This window comes from Ruegeria sp. L11 (assembly GCF_056531755.1).
In genome coordinates this window covers 927,771-949,362 of record NZ_JBQFMI010000001.1, presented here as the reverse complement: position 1 = coordinate 949,362, position 21,592 = coordinate 927,771, and the positions used below count along the sequence as shown (strand labels likewise).

Here is a 21,592-nt window from a genome sequence, read left to right as displayed (position 1 = left end):
GGCGGCCCCGGCACCACTCTTTTCAAGGCAGTAGAATGACCACTGAAAGCACGACCCAGCACGTCATCGAAGCAAGGCAGCTTGACCTCACCTTTCAAACCAATGACGGGCCTGTTCACGCGTTGAAAGACGTGAACCTGACGATCGACAAGGGTGAATTTGTTAGTTTCATTGGCCCCTCGGGCTGTGGGAAAACCACTTTCCTGCGCTGTATTGCGGCCTTGGAGACACCGACCGGCGGGTCGCTGACTGTCAACGGAATGACAGCGGACGAAGCACGGCGGAACAGGGCCTATGGGTATGTCTTTCAGGCAGCGGGCCTTTATCCCTGGCGCACCATAGCAAAGAACATCAAGTTGCCGCTTGAGATCATGGGCTATTCCGCATCCGAGCAGGAGGAAAGGGTGAGAAAAGTCCTGGAACTGGTTGATCTTGAAGGATTTGGAGGAAAGTTTCCCTGGCAGTTATCCGGTGGGATGCAGCAGCGCGCCAGCATCGCCCGGGCTTTGGCCTTTGATGCTGATATCTTGTTGATGGATGAGCCGTTCGGCGCTTTGGATGAGATTGTGCGAGACCACTTGAACGAGCAGCTTCTGGCGCTTTGGGCCAGAACAGAAAAGACCATCGGCTTCGTGACGCATTCGATTCCCGAAGCCGTATATCTGAGCACCAAAATTGTCGTGATGAGCCCGCGGCCGGGGCGGATTACGGATGTGATCGACAGCCCGCTGCCAAAGGAACGGCCGTTGGACATTCGTGACACTCCGGAATTCATCGAAGTGGCCCATCGTGTTCGCGACGGGTTGCGGGCGGGGCATTCTTATGACGACTGATCCGGGGGCAGAAACCATCAGACGGGCCGTGGTAAGTGACGTGCCGGCTTGTGCCCGCGTGATTTACAACTGGGCCTCGCAGACGGACTGGATGCCTGATGAATTGCCGGTGGAGGAATTGGCGACCCTGATCCATGAAGCGTTCGACAGTCGCGAGATCTGGGTCGCGGGTGATCCGGTTGATTGCTACATGTCCTTAGATCCGGCGCAGTGTAAAATCGGTGCGTTGTATTGCAGCCGGACGGGGCAGGGAATTGGCAAGCGTTTCGTTGCCAAGGCGAAGCAGGGTCGGACCCATCTTTGGCTGACAACACACAAACCCAATCAGGCCGCGCAGAGGTTTTACCGCCGTGAAGGGTTCGAGGTAACTGCCGAAGAACCACCCGTACCGCCGGATACAGTGCCCGTCTATCGAATGGAGTGGCACGCATGAAGCAGATCATAGCCGTTTTCACCGTCGTCGCCGTGATCGTTCTGTTCTGGTATGTCGCTTGCGTTCCGATGAACATCAAAGGGGTTTTGACCGAGCTTGAACGTGGCGGTGCCGAGGTTCAGCCACCCACCGCAAGTGCGCGCCGGGATCTGGGAGAGTTCGGTCTGGTTCTGAATAATTCGTTCGCGATTCCAGCAACTTGGGAGCAAGGCAAGCCCCGTTTGCCATCACCTCATCAGGTGGCGATTGAACTGTGGGATACAACTGTTCTGAAGAAAATCAACTCGAAAAGATCGCTGATCTTTCATGGGTGGGTGACACTCAGCGCTACGATGCTGGGCTTTGTCATCGGGACCGGGCTGGGTGTCCTGTTGGCCGTTGGGATCGTGCATAGCCGCGTGATGGATTTGTCGGTCATGCCATGGGCTATCGTTAGCCAGACGATCCCGATTATCGCTCTGGCGCCGATGATTATCGTGGTTCTTTACTCGGTCGGGGTTCAGGGGATCATTCCCAAGGCGATCATATCAGCGTATCTGAGCTTTTTCCCGGTTGTCGTCGGTATGGTCAAAGGGTTGCGCAGCCCTGACGCGATGCAACTTGACCTGTTGCGGACTTATAATGCCAGCCAATCGCAGGGGTTTTGGAAACTGCGCCTGCCGGCGTCGATGCCATACCTGTTCACCTCGTTGAAGATCGGTATCGCGGCGTCGTTGGTCGGCGCAATCGTGGGTGAGCTGCCGACAGGCGCTGTCGCAGGATTGGGTGCTCGGTTGCTGGCAGGCAGTTACTATGGTCAAACCGTGCAGATATGGTCAGCGCTGTTTGCTGCGGCCATTCTGGCTGCCTGCCTGGTCGGTTTGCTGGGATTGATTGAACGGTCGGTTCTGAAGCGGATGGGGATGGCGCAATGATGTTGGTTGTCTTTGCTTTGCTGCTGTGGGCTTTCGGCTGGTGGTTGAACAGCCGATTGGCCAGTGGCCCGCAAGCCGACAGCCAGATGGTACGCTTTCTGGCACCGGTGATTTTTGGTCTGACCATTGTTGGAGCCTGGGAGCTGGTGGTCCGTGGGCTTGAAGTGCCGCTGGTCATTCTGCCGGCACCGTCTGCCATAGCGGTGCGATTTGCAGGTAGCCTTGACATTCTTTGGGCCGACTTTGTTCAGACAATCCTGAAAGGGGCGCTCAGCGGATATGTCATCGGCTGTGGATCGGCCTTCCTTATGGCGATTGCCGTCGATCGGTGGGATTTCCTGCGTTTGGGGCTGTTGCCAGTCGGGAATTTCGTCGCGGCTTTGCCCATCGTTGGGACGGCACCCATTCTGGTCATGTGGTTCGGGTTTGATTGGCATTCCAAAGCGGCGGTGGTCGTTGTGATGGTGTTCTTTCCGATGCTGGTCAACACCGTGGCCGGTCTGCGCGAGGCCACAGCGATGCAGCGTGACTTGATGGAAACCTATGCTGCAAGTTATTGGCAGAGCTTTCTGAAGTTGCGGCTGCCTGCGGCGATGCCTTTCATTTTCAATGGGTTGAAGATTTCGACAACTTTGGCTTTGATTGGCGCCATCGTGGCGGAATTCTTCGGATCGCCAACACTCGGTATGGGATTTCGGATATCCACCAGCGTCGGTCAATTGTCGTTGGACATGGTCTGGGCCGAAATCGTTGTTGCCGCTATCGCAGGTACGGCCTTTTATGGCCTGGTGGCGGGAATCGAAAAAGTGGTGACGTTCTGGCACCCCTCACAACGCGGATAAGACGAAGAAAATCAACAGACCCTGAAAATCGGGCGCAACAAGCAACTAGGAGAAATGAAGATGAACAAGCTATTCAGCGGGGCGGTTGCCGCCCTTGGTCTGGCAGCCAGTACGGCGCTGGCGGCGGATGAAGTGACACTGCAACTGAAATGGGTCACGCAAGCACAATTCGCGGGCTACTACGTTGCCAAGGACAAGGGCTTTTACGAGGAAGAAGGGCTGGACGTTACCATTCTGCCCGGCGGGCCTGACATTGCTCCGACACAGGTGATTGCGGGCGGCGGTGCTGATGTGACCGTTGAATGGATGCCTGCCGCTCTGGCCGCACGTGAAAAAGGGTTGCCGTTGGTGAACATCGCCCAGCCGTTCAAAAGCTCAGGCATGATGCTGACCTGTTGGAAAGATGCCGGTATTTCGTCGCCTGAGGACCTGAAGAATCGCACGCTGGGTGTCTGGTTCTTTGGCAATGAATTTCCGTTCATGAGCTGGATGAGCCAGTTGGGCATCAGCACTGATGGGAAAGGCGACAACGGTGTGGAAGTTCTGAAACAGGGCTTCAACGTCGATCCGCTGCTGCAACGTCAGGCGGATTGTATCAGCACCATGACCTACAATGAATACTGGCAGGTCATCGATGCCGGTGTCAGCCCGGATGAACTGGTAACCTTCAAATACGAAGACCAGGGTGTCGCGACGCTGGAAGATGGTCTTTACGTTCTGGAAGAAAATCTCAGCGATGCGGCCTTCACCGACAAGATGCAGCGGTTTGTTCGCGCCTCGATGAAAGGATGGAAATACGCCGAGGAGAACCCCGATGAAGCAGCGGATATCGTGCTGGAGAACGATGCAACGGGTGCGCAGACGGAAGAACATCAGAAACGCATGATGGGTGAGATCGCCAAGTTGACCGCAGGTTCGAACGGCGCGCTGGACCCGGCGGATTTTGATCGCACCGTTGGTACCCTGCTGGCCGGAGGTTCTGACCCGGTGATCACCAAGACACCTGAAGGGGCCTGGACGCACCAGATTACGGACGCTGCTCTGAACTGACGCTAACCGTTAGTTTGAAGGTCAAAAGCGCGGTCCCAATCGGGGCCGCGTTTCGCATTCGTGGTGTCGGAATTGTGTCTGTACTTGGCACCGATATAAAGTAGTATTTCCCTGTAAACTTACGCGTTTTTATACGAAGGGTCGACTATAGGGAATAAAATGCAGGAATTTTCATCAGAATTCAGCGCTGCGATTGCCTTGATCCTTGGGGGAGATTCTGAGCTGTGGGCAATTGTGCTGTTGTCTCTGAAAGTGTCCGTGTTTGCGGTGCTTGTTTCTGCTCTGATCGGAATGCCCGTGGGGGCTGCGTTGGCCGTCGCCCGGTTCCCCGGCCGCCGGATGCTGATCGTCCTGATGAATGCACTGATGGGGTTTCCACCGGTTGTCGTGGGCCTGCTGGTCTATCTGATGCTGTCCCGTTCGGGCCCCTTGGGGGTGCTTGAGCTTTTGTACACTCCGACCGCCATGATCATCGCGCAGGTGGTGTTGGTCACTCCCATTGTCGCGGCTCTGACGCGCCAGGTTGTTGAAACGTTGGCTGAGGAATATTCAGAACAGCTGCGGTCCTTGGGCGTGTCACGGCTGGCCTCGGTCCCGGTTTTGTTGTGGGATGCGCGACTGGCACTTGTCACGGCCTTGCTTGCCGGTTTCGGACGCGCCATCGCCGAGGTGGGCGCGGTTATCATCGTTGGCGGAAACATCAATCATGTGACCCGCGTGATGACGACAACCATTGCGCTTGAAACGTCGAAGGGAAATCTGTCGCTGGCACTGGCGCTGGGGGCGATCCTGATCGGGATTGCAATTGCGGTAAACGCGATGGTCAGCGCGGTCAGTTTGCGGGCCGAACAGGAGGGGTTGCGCCATGCGTGACGTGACCTATGACATGTCGAACTGTCTGACGGTTGAAAAAGTGCAAATTCGCAGCAACGGCAAGGTTTTGCTGGATGTTCCTTCATTGGTTCTGGATGGTCCGGGGCCGACGTTGCTTCTTGGCCCCAACGGTGCGGGCAAAAGCCTGTTGCTGCGGTGTTTGCATGGCCTGATCTCGCCGGATCGCGGGCGGGTGGTGCAGGACGGAAACCCTCTGGGCGCCGCGCAGAAATCGCGCCAAGCCATGGTATTTCAGAGACCGGTTCTGTTGCGACGGTCTGTTGCCGCAAACCTGGGCTTTGTCCTCAAGCGTCAGGGCATGGGGCGAGCGGCGAGAAAGGCACGTATCATCGAGTTGCTGGCCGAAGGCGGGCTGGAGGGGAAGGCCTGGCAATCTGCCCGGTCGCTCTCGGGGGGCGAGGCCCAGAGGCTGGCCATTTTGCGTGCCTTGGCGCTGGAGCCGGAAACACTGTTTCTGGACGAACCGACCAGCGCCCTTGATCCCGGCGCGACACAGATGATCGAACGTATGGTTCTGCGCGCCTCGGCGCGGGGTGTACGGATCGTGATGGTCACACATGATATTGGCCAGGCCCGTCGTTTGGCGTCGGATGTGGTCATGATGCAGGGCGGTCATGTGGTTGAACACGGCCCCGCAAAACAGGTTTTGGATACCCCCGAAAGCGAAGCATCGCGTCGCTACCTCGCGGGTGGATTGGTTACCTAAAATATAAAACGGAGAAAATGATGTTCCGCGCAATATTTCGGGCAGCGGTGATAGCCTTTGGTCTGTCGGCAAATGCGGCCTTGGCAGAGACACCGTTCATTGTCGTGCAGTCTACGACATCCACCCAGAATTCGGGGCTGTTGGACTATATTCTGCCGTGGTTCGAGGCCGAGTCGGGCATTGACGTGCGCGTTGTGGCCGTAGGAACCGGTCAGGCAATCCGCAATGCCGTCAATGGTGACGGAGACGTCCTGCTGGTTCACGCCAAATCCGCCGAAGAGAAATTCGTCGCTGATGGATATGGCGTGGAGCGGAAGGACCTGATGTATAACGATTTTGTATTGGTGGGCCCCAAGGCAGATCCCGCTGGAATTCGCGGTGGTGCCGACATTCTGAGCGCTCTTACAGCGATTGCAAAGGCTGAAGCCCCGTTTGCGTCGCGCGGTGATGACAGTGGAACGCACAAGGCCGAGCTGCGGCATTGGTCGGCTGCGGGGCTTGACCCAACCGGCGCGTCCGGCAGTTGGTATCGGGAAACCGGTTCAGGTATGGGGGCGACGCTGAACGTAGCCAGCGGCATGGACGCGTACACTCTGACAGATAGGGCGACGTGGCTGTCCTTTGGTAACAGAGGCAATCTTGAGATCCTGGTCGAAGGCGACCCGCGTCTATTCAACCAATATGGTGTGATCCTCGTGAATCCTGAAAAGCATCCGCATGTACGGGCGGCCGCTGGTCAGCGTTTCATCGACTGGTTGACCGGGCTCGACGGGCAGCAGGCGATCGCCTCTTTCCAGCTGGACGGTCAGCAGGTGTTTTTCCCCAATGCGCAATAAGCTGGCCTGCGGCCAGCCCCTGCGGGGCGAGTATTTTTGAAAAGATGAAGGCGCGGGTGGATTTTCACCCGCTGGCCCCATTGTGGTGGATCGTGCCAAGACCAGACAGGTCATAGCCGCCGAACTCGCGCGCCCGCTGGGCGAACTGACCCGAGCGCAACAGGGTTAGCAGTTTCTGTATCGGCGGATCGAAAAAGGCCCGACGCCAGATGGCAAGATCCAGCCGCTCGGAATGAGTGGGGACAAAACCTAAGTTGTAGAGACCGGCTAGGGCGCCAAGCCCAAAACCGGTCTCGGCCTTCCGGTCATGCAGGGCGATCGCAAGTTCTTCTTCTGTACGTGCGCAGCCGGGTCGAATGTCCAGATCATCCCGGCGCAGGCCGTGGGCGTCCAGTTGGGCGTCAAACAGGCGCTGGCTTGCCGCACTGTCCTGACGCAGTATGACGGTGCGTGACTTGAGGTCGTCAAAAGAATTGATGTCGGATATGCCCGGGGCAAGAAGCAATCCACGCTCACGTCGGGCGACTTCATATAGGATCACCGGGGCTTCGCCCAAAGTGTCTTGCAGGGATTCCTTGTTGAATCCGCCATTTTCGTGGATGTGTAACACAGCGGCCTGTGCGCTTCGTTCACTGAGCCTGATCAGGCCATCAAAAGAACCGTCGTAATAGGTGGCCAGCCCCGACCCACTTTCACGCAGCGCCCAGTCCAGCAAGGGATCGTGGCTGCCTGCTATGATCGGGGGCAGGGGCGGTTCTGCGACTTGAGGGCCGGATCGCGACGCGTTGAGCCAGGCAATGATCTCGGCCCGCGGAAACAACAGCTTGCCCATGGCGCGCACACACGGCACCTCGCCTGACGAGGCAAGGTCATAGGCCTTCCGCTCGCCAATGCGCAGCAGATCGGCCAGTTCACGGGTGGTCAGATATTGCGCCATTCAGTCGAGGCGCACGGCGATGCCGGACGTAGTGTCAGCGGTGCTGAACCCGATCTGTTCCAGCACAAGCGGGGCTGCGCCTGCAATAACGACCATCGCGGCGACGGCGGCAAGAAAGGCTTTCATGGGCTCCTCCGGTTCAGTTCCGGTCAGTTGTTGCGCGACGCAAAAAAGCAATAAGATCCTGGCGATCCTGTGCTTTGGCAATTCGCTGCATCGGCATTTTCGACCCCGGAATGTAGTGGTCTGGCCCCTCGTCGAAAAGGGCATTTATTGTCTCGTCATTCCAAATGATATCAGAGCCTTGCAATGTATCCGAGTACAAATATCCACGAACCGTGCCGGCCTGACGTCCAAATACACCGTGCAGGGTTGGGCCTGCACGTCGCGCGTTATCGGAGGACAGGCTGTGACAGATCGAACATTTGCGCGCAAACTGGCGTTCCCCGTTGTCCATCTCATCAGGATTTTTCAGGAAACTCGGTTCTGCCGAGGCCATCTGGTGTTGGTCGGACAGAGCGTCCACAGGCCAGCTGTACATCGCCTCGTCAAGTCCGCCCGCATGGATGTTTTTACCGTCTTTGGAAAATGCCAAAGCCCAGACCGGACCGCGCAACGTGGCGCGAAAATCCTGTGCAATGCGCCAATCGACGGTGTCGATGACCATAATATACCCTTCGCCATCGCCTACGGCCAAAAGTTTCCGATCCGGGCTGAGCGCAAGGGCAAGGATCGGGCGGCGGTCCAGAGTGAAATCGCGCTCTTCCCCGGTGGCAAGGTCAAGGATACGCGTGACACCGTCAACCGCACCATAGGCGATCCAGTTGTCCTGTGCATTCAGGGCCAGTTCATTGATGCCGAACCCGTGCTCGACCAGACGTCTTGTTTCCTGCCCGCTGGATACATCCCATAGCCGCAAAGCGCCGTCGACTCCCGCCGAATAAAGTTGCGTGCCGTCAGGTGAAAATGCGACCGCATTCACGCCACTGCCGGTCGGTTCAAGCCGCGTGGGTTCAGTGCCATCGACAGGCCACAGGCCGATTGTTCCATCCCAACTGGCGGTCGCAATTACGGTTTCTGAAGCCGCAAGGCTGACAATCTTGCCCTTGTGTCGGCCAATGACTTCACCGCTGGGCCACTTGCGCAGGGTGAAGTCGTCTCCGGCAGAAAAGAAAGCGGAGCCGTTGAACGCGACTGTGTTCACGGCGGCTTCGTGACCTTCGTACCATTCTGGGGTTTGCCCGGTCCAAAGACCCACAGAGTTATCGAAACTGGCTGTTGCGATGCGACCGTCAGGCGCGGTGGCGATGCCCATGATGGGGCCGCCATGCCCTTTCAGCGTGAAGAATTCTGCCACGGCGGGCAGGGGAACCAGCACCAGCGCCAGAACCAGCCCACGCATCTATTCAGCGGGTGAGGCGGCTGCTTTACCAGCCTCTTTTTCCTGCACCTCTTCAAGCCAGAGTGAGTGATGCTCGCGCGCCCATTGTTCCTCGACCTCTCCGGTTCCCATGGCGTCAAACGCGCCCTCCATCCCGACCGAGCCGAGATAGATATGCGCAACGATGATCGCGATGAACACATAGGCAATCATGACATGCCAGACTTGGGCGAATTGCATCTCTTCCTGAGGTGACATCTGCACCGGCAAGGTCAGACCCAGCGCCTGCGGAATGCCCGTCGCGTTTGCGACCGAGAAGGTCTTGGCGAACAGGGGCATCTCGAACGGGAACAGCAGTGACAAGCCGGACAGGCTGATCGACACGCCTAACAGAATACAGGCCCAAAAAATGATCTTTTGCCCCGCATTGAATTTCCGGGCGGGCGGGTGGTTGCCCTTGGTGAACAACCCTCCTCCGGCGGCGAGCCATTTCAGGTCGGTCCGGTTGGGGATGTTATGAGCAATCCAGTTCACCGTGACGATGATCAGACCCAGCATAAAGGCCCAGGCCAGATTGTTATGCAGCCACTTACAGCCCAATGCGATGGTAGCGAAACCCTCCTTGCCGAAGATCGGAATCAGGAAGTCGCGGCCATAGAGCGTGAGCAAACCAGTAATGCCGAGGATCAGGAACGATCCTGCAAACAGCCAATGGCCAAATCGTTCAATTCCGTTGAAACGGGTGACTGTGCGGCCTGTTTTCTCTCCATCGATGCGGATTTTCCCACGGATCAGGAAGAACAGCAGAATGATGCCCAGCATCCCGGCGATGATATAGGTGCCATATTCGCGCAGCGGTCCGCTGCGGAAGTTCAGCCACCACATGCCGCCATCCTGTATTAGCACGCTTGCCGCCGGGCCGTTTGACGATACGGTCACATCGGCCGAGCCATAACGCAACGCACGGTACACATCACTATCCGACGCGACACCACGGGTGCCAAGCTGACCCATCAGGCCTTCTACATTGCTCTGACCGGTATTGCCGGAGCGATAGCGGTTATTCACCTTCTCGCCACGTTGCCGGGCGAGGATGTCTTCGAGGGTCGTCGCTCCGCCGGTTCCCGCCCTTTCAGGCGTTGCGTTGCTGTCATCGGTCGTTTGGGCGGCTGCCGAAAAGGTCAGCCCAAGGGTAAACAGAAAAGCGATGAGAAAGCGGAGCATCTGAACCTCGGTCAAATTCCAAGATCGGAAAACCCGCGCTGAGCGGGTTGTCCATTGCTTTGTGCAGACAGCAGCTTAGCCGTCTTTCTGGTCGTAGGCAGTACCCCAACCCCAGGCGCCCGAGCCGAAACCGCGCGCCACGACGCGTTCACGGTAAACAGCCGACACCACGTCGCCGTCACCGGCAAGCAGGGCCTTGGTGGAGCACATCTCGGCGCAGATGGGCAGTTTGCCCTCGGCGATCCGGTTGCGACCGTATTTGGCGAACTCTGCGGTCGAGTGGTTTTCTTCGGGACCACCGGCGCAGAAGGTGCATTTGTCCATCTTGCCGCGTGAACCGAAATTGCCTGCCTGCGGGTATTGCGGCGCGCCAAACGGGCACGCGTAAAAGCAATAACCGCAACCGATGCACAGGTCCTTGGAGTGCAGGACAACACCTTCTTCGTTCTGATAGAAGCAGTCGACCGGGCACACCGCCATGCAGGGCGCATCCGAACAATGCATACAGGCCACCGAGATCGAGCGTTCGCCCGGGTTGCCGTCATTGATCGTCACCACCCTGCGGCGGTTGATACCCCAGGGTACCTCATGCTCGTTCTTGCACGCGGTTACGCAGGCGTTGCATTCGATGCAGCGTTCAGCGTCGCAGAGAAACTTTGCTCTAGCCATTAATCGTCCTCCTTACGCTGCCGAGATCTTGCAGAGAGTACACTTGGTCTCCTGCATCTGGGTCACTGAATCATAGCCATAAGTCTGGGCGGTGTTGGAACTTTCGCCCAGAACATAGGGGTCAGCACCGGCGGGGTATTTGTGCCGCAAGTCCTCGCCCTGGAAATGGCCGCCAAAGTGGAAAGGCATGAAGGCGACACCGGCACCAACCCGATTGGTCAGCATTGCCATCACCTTGACCTTACCGCCTTCCGGACCTTCTACCCAGACCTGTTGCCCGTCCCGAATGCCAAGGTTGTTGGCATCGCGCGGGTTGATCTCGACGAACATGTCCTGCTGAAGTTCAGCAAGCCATGGGTTAGATCGGCTTTCATCGCCGCCGCCTTCATATTCGACCAGACGACCTGACGTCAGGATTATCGGGTAATCCTTTGAAAAGTCGTTCTTTTGGATCGAAGCATAAAGGGTGGGCAGGCGATAGGCGTGCCGGTCCTCGTAGGTTCGATAGTCCACCACCAGATCACGCCGGTTCGTATAAAGCGGCTCGCGATGCAGTGGGATCGGATCCGGGAAGGTCCAGACGACCGCGCGGGCCTTGGCGTTCCCGAAGGGCGCACAGCCATGCTTGATCGCCACCCGCTGGATACCGCCCGAAAGGTCGGTTTTCCAGTTGGTCTCGGGGCCTGCAACGGCATCGATTGCAGCGCGTTCTTCAGCCGTCAGGTCGCCGTCCCAGCCAAGGTCCATCAGCATCTGCATCGTGAATTCAGGGTATCCGTCCTGAATTTCTGATCCAACGCTATAGACCCCTTCGGCCAGCAGGTTGTCGCCATCGCGTTCCACTCCGAACCTGGCGCGGAAGGTCAGGCCGCCTTCGGCCACCGGTTTGGACATGTCATAGAGGTTCGGGGTCCCCGTATGACCCATCTCAGCGGTTCCCCAGCACGGCCAGGGCAGACCATAATATTCGCCGTCGTTTGGTCCACCAATGGCTTGCAGCGTGGTTCGGTCGAACGTGTGCTGATTGGCCATATGGCTTTTCAAACGCTCTGGCGACTGCCCGGTATATCCGATGGTCCAGAGGCCCGAGTTGAATTCACGCGTGATGCTTTCAACATTCGGGGTCTCGGGGTCTTCCATCTCGATATTGCGGAACAGGCGATCCGCCCAGCCGAACTTGTTGGCGAACTTGGCCATGATGACCTCGTCCGGCAGGCTTTCGAACAGCGGATCAACGACCTTGTCACGCCACTGCAACGAGCGGTTTGACGCGGTGACCGAGCCACGGGTTTCGAACTGCGTACAGGCGGGCAAAAGGTAGACGCCGTCGGTGCGGTCATGCAGAACGGCCGAGACAGTGGGATACGGGTCAATCACGACCAGCATGTCCAGCTTTTCCATTGCCGTTTTCATTTCCGGACCCCGTGTTTGCGAGTTCGGCGCGTGACCCCACAGAACCATGGCACGGACATTGTTGTCCTGATCCATGTTCGCAGGATCTTCCAGAACACCGTCGATCCAGCGAGAGACCGGGATACCGCTTTCATTCATCAGCGGTTTGTCCTTGCCGTCTTTGCCCTTGATCGTGGCGAACTGGCCCTTCAGCCAATCCAGGTCTTCACCCCAGACGCGGCTCCAGTGACCCCATGCGCCCGCAGACAGGCCGTAATAGCCGGGCAGGGTGTGGGACAACACACCAAGGTCTGTCGCGCCCTGCACGTTGTCGTGGCCGCGGAAGATATTGGTGCCACCACCCGAGGTACCCATGTTGCCCAGCGCAAGCTGAAGCACGCAATAGGCGCGGGTGTTGTTGTTGCCGTTGGTGTGCTGCGTGCCGCCCATGCACCAGATGACCGTGCCGGGGCGGTTGTTGGCCATTGTTCGGGCAACACGTTTCAGTTGCGAGCCAGGCACGCCAGTGACGCGTTCTGTTTCTTCAGGCGTCCATTTGGCCACCTCATCCTGAATCTGGTCCATACCCCAGACACGGGTGCGGATGAACTCTTTATCCTCCCAACCGTTGTCGAAGATGTGCCACAGGATACCCCAGATCAGCGCAACGTCTGTACCCGGGCGGAAACGGACATATTCATCCGCATGGGCCGCGGTGCGCGTAAATCGCGGGTCGCAGACGATCAGCGGTGCGTTGTTCTGCTCTTTCGCGCGCAGAACGTGCAGCAGAGAGACAGGGTGCGCCTCGGCCGGGTTGCCGCCGATGATGAAGATGGCGCGCGAGTTGTGGATGTCGTTATACGAATTGGTCATGGCGCCGTAGCCCCATGTATTCGCAACACCCGCAACAGTGGTCGAGTGACAGATACGGGCCTGATGATCCACGTTGTTCGTGCCCCAGTAGGCAGCGAATTTGCGGAACAGATAGGCCTGTTCGTTATTGTGTTTTGCTGAGCCCAGCCAATACACGCTGTCGGGCCCGGATTCTTCGCGGATCGACATCATGCCGTCGCCGATCTCGTTGATCGCCTCTTCCCAGCTGATGCGCTTCCACTCGCCGCCTTCCTTTTTCATCGGATATTTCAGGCGGCGCTCGCCATGGGCGTGCTCGCGAACCGAAGCCCCCTTGGCACAATGTGCACCCAGGTTGAACGGGCTGTCCCAGCCGGGTTCCTGCCCGACCCAGACACCGTTCTGTACTTCGGCAACGACGGTACAGCCGACCGAACAGTGGGTGCATACGGATTTGATGTTTTCGACGGCCTGATTGGCCGCTGTCTGGGCACTGGCTGGCGTCACGGTTCCACCTGTGGCGCTGATCGCGGCAAGGCCGCCGATCGTCAGGCCCGAGCCACGCAGGAATGCGCGGCGATCGACGGTTTTCTCGCCGACCTGGGACAGGATACTTGTCCGCTGGGGGCGTCTCGCAACCCCGTTGGTCTTTTTCCTAAGCATGTCTTTCCTCCCTTGCGCGCCGTGTAAGCCACGGCTGGCTTGGTACTGCTGAAGCCGACGTCAGGGCCAATCGCAACCGTCTGTCGGGTGTGAAAGCGTCCAGTCCTAGAACCGGGTGCTCTCGATGTATGCGCGTGTATGCGCAGTATCCTGAATGCGGGTTTCGTCGGTCGGCAGCGCGGCGGCTTCGGCCTTCCCGGTCAGGCTGGCGGCAACGGCAGCTGGTGCTGCGGTTCCGGCCAGTTTGAGGAAGTCACGGCGGGTGGCGCCTTCTTCCTTGGTCTTGCTCATGGGAACCTCCTTTCCCAATTGCGGTTTGGCGCCCATGGGACACCGGCGATGTGCGGGTTACCCCGCCGTCATCCGGAACGCTTCGCGCTCGATCTCCATGAACACCCGACCGGCAGTGCCGACGGATGCATAAAGAACCGAGTTCTCGGCTGCTTCCAAATCCGAATAGAAATGCGTGGCCCAGGGGCCGATATGCTTGCTCCAGAATGCCTTTTGGTCATCCAGGGATGCCGGGCTGCCAAAACGCCCGACGATCATTCCGGCCATCATCTCCATCAATGAGGCGATGTTATCTTCGGGCTCGAACACGTTTTGGGCACGTGTGATCCCGCGAACCGCCATGTCATTGCGCAGCTGAGCCAAGGGTTTCTCGTTCAAAAAGCCCGTCAGGTAGAAACTGGCGTAAGGCAGCAACTCACCCCGGCCCAATCCGATGAATAACGCATTGAATTCCCGTTCGGCAGCGGCTGGCTTGGTGACCTTGGCAACCCGCGCCATGGATTGAATGGCCTTGCCGAGATCCGTGTCATCTCCGACCAGACCAGCCATTTGGTTCAGCAACATCTGGTCCGGAGGACCTGCCAGTAACAGACCCAGAAAGTTATAGAAATCCGCGCGCAGGCGATCCTCGGCTGAAACATCCAGAGTGTGCGCGTCACTTGCGGTCATTCGGTCATCCTTCAAATTCAAATGTCATTCGACGTGGCGACGGGGGACGTTCGAGTTCTTCGGGCTCTTCTACCTGAACCACTGAAACCGGATCTGGGGCAGGGTCGGGGTCAACTGATACGACCTCTGGTTCTGTGAGCGTCTCAGCTTCGATTTCGTCTACTTCTGATTCTTGCGCGCCGGCGGCCAGTGCTTCGACATGCGCCAGCATGCCTTTTCCAACCTGATAGGCGGTTTGGATGTTTTCGATCACGCAGGCGGCATCGGTGTAGTCCTCGCCGTAATCAACCAGCCCGTCGACATTGGCCAGAACAGGGTTCAGCCGCCACAACCGCCGCAGGGCGCGGCGCCGCAGGCGATCAGGCACTGCCTTGGACATAAAGCCCGAAACATCATCGCCGGGTCCGAGGGTATCGGGATCGGGAAGGTTGAATTCAGCCAAAATCTCAGCGTCACTCTTTTCTTCAAGTTCGGCGTGATGGGCTGCGATCACCTGTTCTTCAAGGGCCAGCGCCTCGGCTTCAGCTTCGGCTTGAACGGCAGCCTTTCGGCGCGACCAGAAATCACGCCGCTCTGTCATTGCAGCACCCGTCTCGGGGCGCGGAAAACATCCGATGCCTGCCGGATACGCGCGTCGCCCTTACCATCCTCCACCAAATCGGTTCGCTTTCTGTCGCGACGGCGCTTGACGAACACTTCGTGCTGGTGATGTTTCAGGGTGAAATCCCGTACCCAGGCGATCAACCCTTCGGTCATTGGGATTTTCTCGACAATCTCTTCGCCGGTGTCCGCGTAATCCTGTCCCTGGAACGGAGAAGCGGTGATCAGAACTGCATTCAGGGGCGTGTCGCCCTTCAGCTCATTCCGCAGTACAAGATAGATCGAGGGCTGCCCGTCCGACAGGTTGACCAGGTAGGCTTCGGTCTCGTCCGCCCAGAGGGTCAGGGGAAGGGTGGCAGCGTGGTATTCGACAGCCTCGCCTTCGCGGCGCAGTTCCTGCCAATCGGCTGGCCCTGCACCGGGCAACACGGCGACCGCGCGCCAGTTCCAGCGGGCCCAACGTGTGACCCCGGGTGTTTTGCGCACAATGACGCCAACCGGCATGTCGATCTGGCTTGCGGCCTTGGCCACTGGATCCTCCCCGAAAGGCTCTCCCCTGCCTTTCCATGTCCACTATGGTACACAAAATAGCCACGTGCCAAGCCTGCGCTTTAATACTTTGGTCGTAATCCCGGTAGCGTCTTCGTGATCAAAGCCTGAGAAGGCTTTTGTTTTATGGGATTTTGCCGCGAAACTCTGCCGGGCGCGCTGTGCACTTCGCAGGGTTGAAGTTGCCTCATCGGGAATGCAGCCTAAAGTGCAAAGGATCGGGACTGCTTCCCGAGGGAGGGGACATGGGCACGAAACTATTGCTCTGCAATTGCGCGGGAACTCAGGCGCTGGATTCGGACAGGATCGAAAGCGCCTGCGGGATTGCATGTTCAAAGGTGCATACCGCGCTTTGCTCAAAGGAACTGCAATCCGCTGCGGCCTTGATGCAAGAGGGCGATACCGTCATCGCCTGTCTGCAGGAACAAGAGGTATTCCGGTCGCTTGCCGAAGATATGAATGTCGAAATCCCCGGCTTTGTCGACCTGCGGGATCGCGCCGGTTGGTCCGATCAGGGCGCGGATGCGGCGGCCAAAATGGCTGCCTTAGCTGCCGAAGCGTTCCTGCCGCAACCGGTGACGCCCAGCGTTGATGTTATCAGCGAAGGCACGTGTTTCATCATTGGTCCTGGTACCGTTGCCTTTGGACTGGCGGAAAGGTTGGCCCGAACACTGGCTGTAACCGTTCTGGTCACGGATCAGTCTGAGCCGGACTCTCGGGCCTTCGACGTCATTCGGGGGCAATTGCGGTCTGTTTCGGGTGCTCTGGGTGGGTTTTCCTTGCGTCTGGACAATGTGCAGCAAGTGGTTCCCGCAGGCAGAGGTGCTTTCAATTGGACGGAACCAAGAGATGGGGCGCAATCGGCCTGCGATCTCATTGTTGATCTGACGGGGGGCACGCCCTTTGTGCAGGCTCCGGCCAAGCGCGAAGGGTATTTGCGGGCTGATCCCAAGGATGCGGTGTCTGTAGAACGTTTGGCTTTTGACGCCGCCCAACTGGTCGGAACATTCGAAAAACCTCTGTACGTGCGACTGGAGGAAACACTTTGCGCCCATTCGCGGGCGGAACAGGTCGGATGCTCAAACTGTCTGGATATCTGCCCAACCGGTGCAATCACACCCTCGGGCGAGCATGTGGCGATTGATCCGATGGTCTGCGCCGGGTGTGGCGAATGCGCGGCGGTCTGCCCGTCATCGGCGATAACCTATGAAGATCCACCTGTTTCGGCCTTGCTGTCACGGATGCATATTCTGGCACGCACGTACCGAAGGGCAGGCGGTATCGCACCCCGGTTGCTTGTGCACGACGCCTACGGTGCCGAAATGATAAGGCTTACAGCAAGGTTCGGCCGGGGATTGCCTGCGGATGTTATCCCGCTGGAATTGAAAGTGATATCCGGGTTCGGTCATTCGGAAATGCTGGCCTCACTGGCTCATGGATTTGCGCGTGTGGATGTGCTGCTGGCACCGACGACCGAGCGGGATGCGCTGGATCGCGAACTTGAACTGGCACGTGCCATAGCCAGTTCGGATGGGATCGGGCTGATTGAGGAGGTGGACCCTGATGCGATGGCAGACTTGCTGTATGCGCAAAATGTCCCCGAACCGTTGGCAGATCCGGTCTTGCCACTTGGCAACCGCCGACAAATCGCGCGACTGGCAGCACAGGCCCTGAATCCGCAGGCCAAAGCCCCGCTGCCATTGCCTGAAGGTGCGCCTTACGGTGCCGTTGCAGCGAATACTGACAGTTGCACACTCTGTCTTAGTTGTGTGTCTCTGTGCCCGTCCGGGGCTTTGATGGATAACCCTGACAAGCCCCAGCTGAACTTTCAGCAGGATGCGTGCCTGCAATGCGGAATGTGCAAGACGATCTGCCCCGAAGATGCGATCACCTTGGTACCACAACTGGACCTGAGCGATGCTGCCTTGTCTCAGCAGGTCCTGAACGAGGAGGAACCATTTGCCTGCGTCGAATGCGGGGCTTTGTTTGGGGTGAAATCAACCGTTGAACGGATCATGGAAAAGCTTTCGGGCACGCACCCGATGTTTGCCACATCGGATCAGGCACGGATGATCCAGATGTGCGACAATTGCCGGGTGAATGCTCATTTCCAGCAGCAGGACAATCCGTTCCAGTCAAAACCCAAGCCTCGGGTCGTTACCACCGAGGATTACTATTCGGATAGAAAGGATCACTGAAGCTTTAGCGGCGCACCCAGATCAGCGGCGTCTATGCGCGAAACAAACGCCAGGATGGCTTCAAGATCGTCCAACGTCATCTTGACCGGGTGAATTGGAGATGGGCGCTCGGGATCAAAGGGCGGTGTCAACCCGTCGATCTGCGTGAATGCGGGGTGGGGATTGAGGGCAAAGAACGCCTCGAACCGTTCCGACCAATCCGGCATCGCACGCAGAACCGCGAAAGAGGGGGTTGAGCCAAGCCCGCTCATCCGGTTTCGGGGGCCAATCACATGACATCGACCACAATGGGTCATAGATAGTTCTTCGCCCAGCACGGTGTTGCCATCCAGGGTATCGTCCGACTGGGTGACCTTGGGATCAAAGCTGGCGCTGAACGGTTCACCCACCACAGGAGGAAAGCTTTCGACAGTACGCTTGCCGATCTCTGATTGCAGCCAGTCGCGAAACCGGATTTGACGATCATCGCCTTCGATCCGCAGGTGATAAACCACGCCACCACGGGCAAAGACAGGATCGCCGGGTGGTTCGGTTACCAGCACCATGGCACCGGCATCATCTGCGACAACGCGTATCCCGGTCTTGAGAGAGAAGCGAGGAAGGATATGTTGCAACAGACCGGAGTCGTTAACCTCTACCGGAGCCGCAAGGCCAATCGCCTCCTGCGACAAGGAGGGGGTGGCGGTGAGCGTCAGGCTCAGGCACAACAAGACAAGGCGCATGGTTTAGCCTAACTATGAAGGCTGTTACGCGTCAAATGAACAGAAAGAGACGGAGACACATGCAATGAGCGGCGACCAATACATGTCGACACGCACGCCCCTGTCGGCGGGGCATACCAAGGAGAGAACAGCATGAGTGTTCGTGACGCGGTTCTGGCGAACCTGAAAAAGATCACCGATCCGGTTTCAGGTCAGGACATTGTCAGCGCGGGCATCGTGCGCGCGCTGAATGTCGAGGGCGATTCGGTTCGCTTTGTCCTTGAGATCGACCCGAAACATGCCGAAAAGATGGAACCTGTGCGCGCAACAGCTGAAAAGGCCGCACAGATGGTTGAGGGCGTCGTAAATGTATCGGCCCTGATGACTGCTCATTCCGACAAGGCGCCGCCGGATCTGAAGCCGAAACCCAAGCCCTCGCAAACTGGACCGCAGGCCGTTCCCGGTGTCGACCGGATCATCGCGGTTGCGTCTGGCAAGGGGGGTGTGGGCAAATCCACCGTGTCGGCCAATCTGGCCTGTGCGCTGGCCGCAGAAGGGCGGCGCGTGGGTCTGCTGGACGCGGATGTTTACGGGCCGTCGCAGCCTCGGATGTTGGGTGTCTCGGGCCGTCCGGCCAGCCCCGATGGCAAGACTATCCTGCCGCTGCGCAACCACGGCGTCACCATGATGTCGATGGGGTTGATGACCAATGAAGGGCAGGCCGTTGTCTGGCGCGGGCCGATGCTGATGGGGGCGCTGCAACAGATGATGAGCCAGGTGCAATGGGGTGCCCTGGACGTGCTGATCGTCGACCTGCCGCCCGGTACCGGCGACGTGCAACTGACGCTGAGCCAGAAATTCAAGGTGGACGGCGCTATTGTCGTCTCGACGCCGCAGGACGTGGCGCTGATTGATGCCCGCAAGGGAATCGACATGTTCAATCAGCTCAAGACGCCTATCGTTGGGATGATCGAAAACATGTCCACGCATATCTGTTCGAACTGTGGGCATGAAGAACACGTCTTTGGTCATGGTGGTGTCAAGTCCGAGGCCGAGGCGATGGGCGTGCCGCTGCTGGGTGAAATCCCGTTGCATCTGGACATTCGTATCGCCGCAGACGGGGGTGCGCCTATTGTGGTCAGCAAACCAGACAGCCCTCAGGCTGAGGCTTTCCGCAAGATCGCCCGCGATATGATCGCCAAAGGCACCGCATGAGCCAACCGGTCTTTCCCCCTTTGTTGACGGGCCACCCGGTTCAGGGTGGGGAAGACCCGTTTGAACGCGCCCAGGCTATGGCGTCGCTGGGCTGCGATGCGGGGGCGGTTGTTCATAACATTCAGGCCGATTACCTGCGTGTCGCGATCGTTTTCGCGCCCGAGGTGCCGCTTCGGGACGCGATGGCGATGCTGCCGCTTTGTGCTGTTGGGTTTCAGAATGCGCTGGGCGCTCTGGCCCCACCCGAAGTGGCAGTGCATCTGGGGTGGGATGGTCTGATTTGTGTGAATGGTGCGAAATGCGGTGTGTTCCGCGTTTCGGCCTCCGGGGAAAACGCGGAAGAAGAACCGGATTGGCTGATTGTCGGCTGGGAGCTCGCATTGATGCAAACCAGCAGCGCGCCCGGCGAAACGCCGGATGTCACAGCCCTTTATGATGAAGGTTGTGCCGAGGTTTCGGCCACGCAACTGGTCGAAAGCTGGTCACGCCATATGCTGACCTGGCTCAACCGCTGGCAGGAGGATGGCAACGCGCCCCTGCATGCCGAATGGATGGGCCTGCTGCGTGGCGTAGGTGAGCCACTGGTTGATGGCGGTGTATTCCTTGGTACGGATGAGAGGTTTGGAATGCTGATCCGCGACGGGGTCAACACCCGCCTGCGCCCGCTGACGGAACTATTGGAGAACGGACGATGAAACTGGCCCGCGCGATCCATTTCGATGAAAGCGACATGAACGTGTTCCATTCTCCGGCACGTACGGGCGAATGGTGCGTTTCGGGCGGGTTCGAGTTTTCGAATTGGAGCGGCGCGGATCTGGAAGGTAAGGCGCGTCAGGCTTTTGCGAATGGCTGGCTGGGGCTGGAAACCTTTGGTCGGGTGACATTTGTGGCGGTAACCCGGATCGAAGCGGCTGAAAGGGGTCAGATCACCCGCAATCTGGCAGAACACTTCGTTCAGTATTACGGAGCGCCCTCGGTCGAAGCAGCATTGAGCGTGGCACAGAACGAAATCGATCACATGTCAGAGCTGTGTGAAGACCATGCCGCCAACACGCTGCTGACCGTCGCCAGAGAATTGTCTGAGACAGGAGTGCACGAAGCCTTTCGTGTGATCACTCCGCAAGACGCACAGCTAGAGGTTCTGGCGGTGCATGGGTCGTTGGACGACTAGAAAGGGTCGACAAACCCGCCGAACTGACCGCGCTTGAAGATCAGACCCTTGCCGGTGCGGTACATGACCTGATCCACATGACCCACAATTATCAGATGATCTCCGGCCTCGTGCCGGGCATGCAACCGGCAGTCAAACCGTGCCAGACAATTGGCCAGCTGTGGGCGATCAGCCTCGTCCGCTGTCCATTCGGCATGGGTGAAGTCCACACCGTCGCGGGCAAATCTTAGCGCCTGATCCTGTTGATCCTGAGCCATCACGTGGATCGAGTAATGCGTGCAGGTGCTGAAAGTGTCGAAGCGGTTTGACTCTTTGGCCAGGCACCACAGCACCAGCGGCGGGTCCAGGGACACCGACGCGAACGAGTTTACGGTGATTGCACGCGGTCCGTCTTCGGTTTGCGCAGTTATCACGGTGACGCCCGTTCCGAAACATCCCAGCGCCTCACGAAAGGCGTGGCTTTGATCCGGGGTCGGTGTGAAAATCTTTTCCGTCATATCCGCGCGTGTTCCTTGGCCGCGCATCAGGTGCCATGCGTGGCCCGGATTGTCCACGAAAAGCTGAACGGCGTT

24 protein-coding genes are annotated in these 21,592 nt (G+C 58.3%); 12 read left to right on the top strand and 12 right to left on the bottom strand.

The window, feature by feature from the left end; genetic code table 11:
* Window positions 1-35: 35 nt before the first annotated feature.
* The 8 genes from ACR0CE_RS04680 to ACR0CE_RS04645 all read left to right on the top strand — a co-directional run bounded on the left by ACR0CE_RS04680 (window position 36) and on the right by ACR0CE_RS04645 (window position 6,508).
* The gene (locus ACR0CE_RS04680) at window positions 36-833 is read left to right on the top strand and encodes an ABC transporter ATP-binding protein (protein WP_209595940.1); all 798 of its coding nucleotides are present in this window, start codon (window positions 36-38) and stop codon (window positions 831-833) included.
* The gene (locus tag ACR0CE_RS04675; protein WP_480831146.1) at window positions 823-1,266 is read left to right on the top strand and encodes an N-acetyltransferase family protein; all 444 of its coding nucleotides are present in this window, start codon (window positions 823-825) and stop codon (window positions 1,264-1,266) included. Before ACR0CE_RS04680 ends, ACR0CE_RS04675 begins: the two co-directional genes overlap by 11 nt.
* Window positions 1,263-2,180: an ABC transporter permease gene (locus tag ACR0CE_RS04670; protein WP_480565157.1), complete on the top strand. Its 918-nt coding sequence runs from the start codon at window positions 1,263-1,265 to the stop codon at window positions 2,178-2,180. The genes ACR0CE_RS04675 and ACR0CE_RS04670 overlap by 4 nt, the downstream gene beginning before the upstream one ends.
* Complete coding sequence (locus ACR0CE_RS04665; protein WP_267364134.1) at window positions 2,177-3,022, top strand: ABC transporter permease; 846 nt, start codon at window positions 2,177-2,179, stop codon at window positions 3,020-3,022. The genes ACR0CE_RS04670 and ACR0CE_RS04665 overlap by 4 nt, the downstream gene beginning before the upstream one ends.
* A gap of 60 nt (window positions 3,023-3,082) precedes the next feature.
* Entirely contained in the window at window positions 3,083-4,072 is a 990-nt protein-coding gene (locus ACR0CE_RS04660) for an ABC transporter substrate-binding protein (RefSeq protein WP_480553276.1), read from the top strand.
* A 159-nt stretch (window positions 4,073-4,231) separates the two neighbouring features.
* The gene (locus ACR0CE_RS04655) at window positions 4,232-4,945 is read left to right on the top strand and encodes an ABC transporter permease (protein ID WP_480481334.1); all 714 of its coding nucleotides are present in this window, start codon (window positions 4,232-4,234) and stop codon (window positions 4,943-4,945) included.
* Window positions 4,938-5,672, top strand: a complete 735-nt coding sequence (locus tag ACR0CE_RS04650) for an ATP-binding cassette domain-containing protein (protein WP_480831143.1) — start codon at window positions 4,938-4,940, stop codon at window positions 5,670-5,672. The genes ACR0CE_RS04655 and ACR0CE_RS04650 overlap by 8 nt, the downstream gene beginning before the upstream one ends.
* 20 nt (window positions 5,673-5,692) lie before the next feature.
* The gene (locus ACR0CE_RS04645; RefSeq protein ID WP_480831141.1) at window positions 5,693-6,508 is read left to right on the top strand and encodes an ABC transporter substrate-binding protein; all 816 of its coding nucleotides are present in this window, start codon (window positions 5,693-5,695) and stop codon (window positions 6,506-6,508) included.
* A 64-nt stretch (window positions 6,509-6,572) separates the two neighbouring features.
* Here ACR0CE_RS04645 and ACR0CE_RS04640 read toward each other — a convergent pair whose 3' ends face one another.
* The 10 genes from ACR0CE_RS04640 to ACR0CE_RS04595 form a co-directional block, all read right to left on the bottom strand.
* Window positions 6,573-7,445 carry a substrate-binding domain-containing protein gene (locus ACR0CE_RS04640; protein ID WP_480485906.1) on the bottom strand — a complete coding sequence of 291 codons (873 nt, stop codon included), beginning with the start codon at window positions 7,443-7,445 and terminating at the stop codon, window positions 6,573-6,575.
* Window positions 7,446-7,571, bottom strand: a complete 126-nt coding sequence (locus ACR0CE_RS04635; protein ID WP_480485904.1) for a hypothetical protein — start codon at window positions 7,569-7,571, stop codon at window positions 7,446-7,448.
* Between the two features lie 13 nt (window positions 7,572-7,584).
* Window positions 7,585-8,847: a c-type cytochrome gene (locus tag ACR0CE_RS04630; RefSeq protein WP_480831139.1), complete on the bottom strand. Its 1,263-nt coding sequence runs from the start codon at window positions 8,845-8,847 to the stop codon at window positions 7,585-7,587.
* Window positions 8,848-10,050, bottom strand: coding sequence for a formate dehydrogenase subunit gamma (locus ACR0CE_RS04625; protein WP_480505505.1), 1,203 nt, complete (start codon window positions 10,048-10,050; stop codon window positions 8,848-8,850). It lies immediately after the preceding gene.
* Window positions 10,051-10,125: 75 nt separating this feature from the next.
* Complete coding sequence (gene fdh3B / locus ACR0CE_RS04620) at window positions 10,126-10,719, bottom strand: formate dehydrogenase FDH3 subunit beta (protein ID WP_209504177.1); 594 nt, start codon at window positions 10,717-10,719, stop codon at window positions 10,126-10,128.
* Window positions 10,720-10,731: 12 nt separating this feature from the next.
* Window positions 10,732-13,626, bottom strand: coding sequence for a formate dehydrogenase subunit alpha (locus tag ACR0CE_RS04615; RefSeq protein ID WP_480831137.1), 2,895 nt, complete (start codon window positions 13,624-13,626; stop codon window positions 10,732-10,734).
* Window positions 13,627-13,731: 105 nt separating this feature from the next.
* Window positions 13,732-13,917 (bottom strand): ubiquinol-cytochrome c reductase iron-sulfur subunit N-terminal domain-containing protein, encoded by a 186-nt coding sequence (locus ACR0CE_RS04610; protein WP_480476672.1) that lies wholly within the window; start codon window positions 13,915-13,917, stop codon window positions 13,732-13,734.
* A 57-nt stretch (window positions 13,918-13,974) separates the two neighbouring features.
* Window positions 13,975-14,586 carry a TorD/DmsD family molecular chaperone gene (locus ACR0CE_RS04605; RefSeq protein ID WP_480476674.1) on the bottom strand — a complete coding sequence of 204 codons (612 nt, stop codon included), beginning with the start codon at window positions 14,584-14,586 and terminating at the stop codon, window positions 13,975-13,977.
* A gap of 4 nt (window positions 14,587-14,590) precedes the next feature.
* Window positions 14,591-15,166, bottom strand: coding sequence for a DUF3306 domain-containing protein (locus tag ACR0CE_RS04600; RefSeq protein WP_480831135.1), 576 nt, complete (start codon window positions 15,164-15,166; stop codon window positions 14,591-14,593).
* Window positions 15,163-15,717 (bottom strand): DUF3305 domain-containing protein, encoded by a 555-nt coding sequence (locus ACR0CE_RS04595; protein ID WP_267365561.1) that lies wholly within the window; start codon window positions 15,715-15,717, stop codon window positions 15,163-15,165. The genes ACR0CE_RS04600 and ACR0CE_RS04595 overlap by 4 nt, the downstream gene beginning before the upstream one ends.
* Before the next feature lie 263 nt (window positions 15,718-15,980).
* Between ACR0CE_RS04595 and ACR0CE_RS04590 the strand changes: the two genes are divergently transcribed.
* The gene (locus tag ACR0CE_RS04590) at window positions 15,981-17,933 is read left to right on the top strand and encodes a 4Fe-4S binding protein (RefSeq protein ID WP_480831133.1); all 1,953 of its coding nucleotides are present in this window, start codon (window positions 15,981-15,983) and stop codon (window positions 17,931-17,933) included.
* Here ACR0CE_RS04590 and ACR0CE_RS04585 read toward each other — a convergent pair.
* On the bottom strand, window positions 17,927-18,655 hold the full coding sequence (locus ACR0CE_RS04585) for a hypothetical protein (protein ID WP_480831131.1): 729 nt from the start codon (window positions 18,653-18,655) through the stop codon (window positions 17,927-17,929). The two genes, ACR0CE_RS04590 and ACR0CE_RS04585, sit on opposite strands and share 7 nt — an antisense overlap.
* Before the next feature lie 132 nt (window positions 18,656-18,787).
* Between ACR0CE_RS04585 and ACR0CE_RS04580 the strand changes: the two genes are divergently transcribed.
* Genes ACR0CE_RS04580 through ACR0CE_RS04570 form a run of 3 tightly spaced genes read left to right on the top strand, consistent with a single transcriptional unit; the run spans window position 18,788 to window position 21,020 of the window.
* Window positions 18,788-19,849, top strand: coding sequence for an Mrp/NBP35 family ATP-binding protein (locus ACR0CE_RS04580; protein WP_480831129.1), 1,062 nt, complete (start codon window positions 18,788-18,790; stop codon window positions 19,847-19,849).
* Window positions 19,846-20,544, top strand: coding sequence for a biotin/lipoate--protein ligase family protein (locus ACR0CE_RS04575; RefSeq protein ID WP_480831127.1), 699 nt, complete (start codon window positions 19,846-19,848; stop codon window positions 20,542-20,544). Before ACR0CE_RS04580 ends, ACR0CE_RS04575 begins: the two co-directional genes overlap by 4 nt.
* Window positions 20,541-21,020 (top strand): DUF6505 family protein, encoded by a 480-nt coding sequence (locus ACR0CE_RS04570; RefSeq protein ID WP_480831125.1) that lies wholly within the window; start codon window positions 20,541-20,543, stop codon window positions 21,018-21,020. The genes ACR0CE_RS04575 and ACR0CE_RS04570 overlap by 4 nt, the downstream gene beginning before the upstream one ends.
* Here ACR0CE_RS04570 and ACR0CE_RS04565 read toward each other — a convergent pair.
* The gene (locus tag ACR0CE_RS04565) at window positions 21,017-21,517 is read right to left on the bottom strand and encodes a flavin reductase family protein (RefSeq protein ID WP_480831123.1); all 501 of its coding nucleotides are present in this window, start codon (window positions 21,515-21,517) and stop codon (window positions 21,017-21,019) included. The two genes, ACR0CE_RS04570 and ACR0CE_RS04565, sit on opposite strands and share 4 nt — an antisense overlap.
* Between the last annotated feature and the right edge of the window lie 75 nt (window positions 21,518-21,592).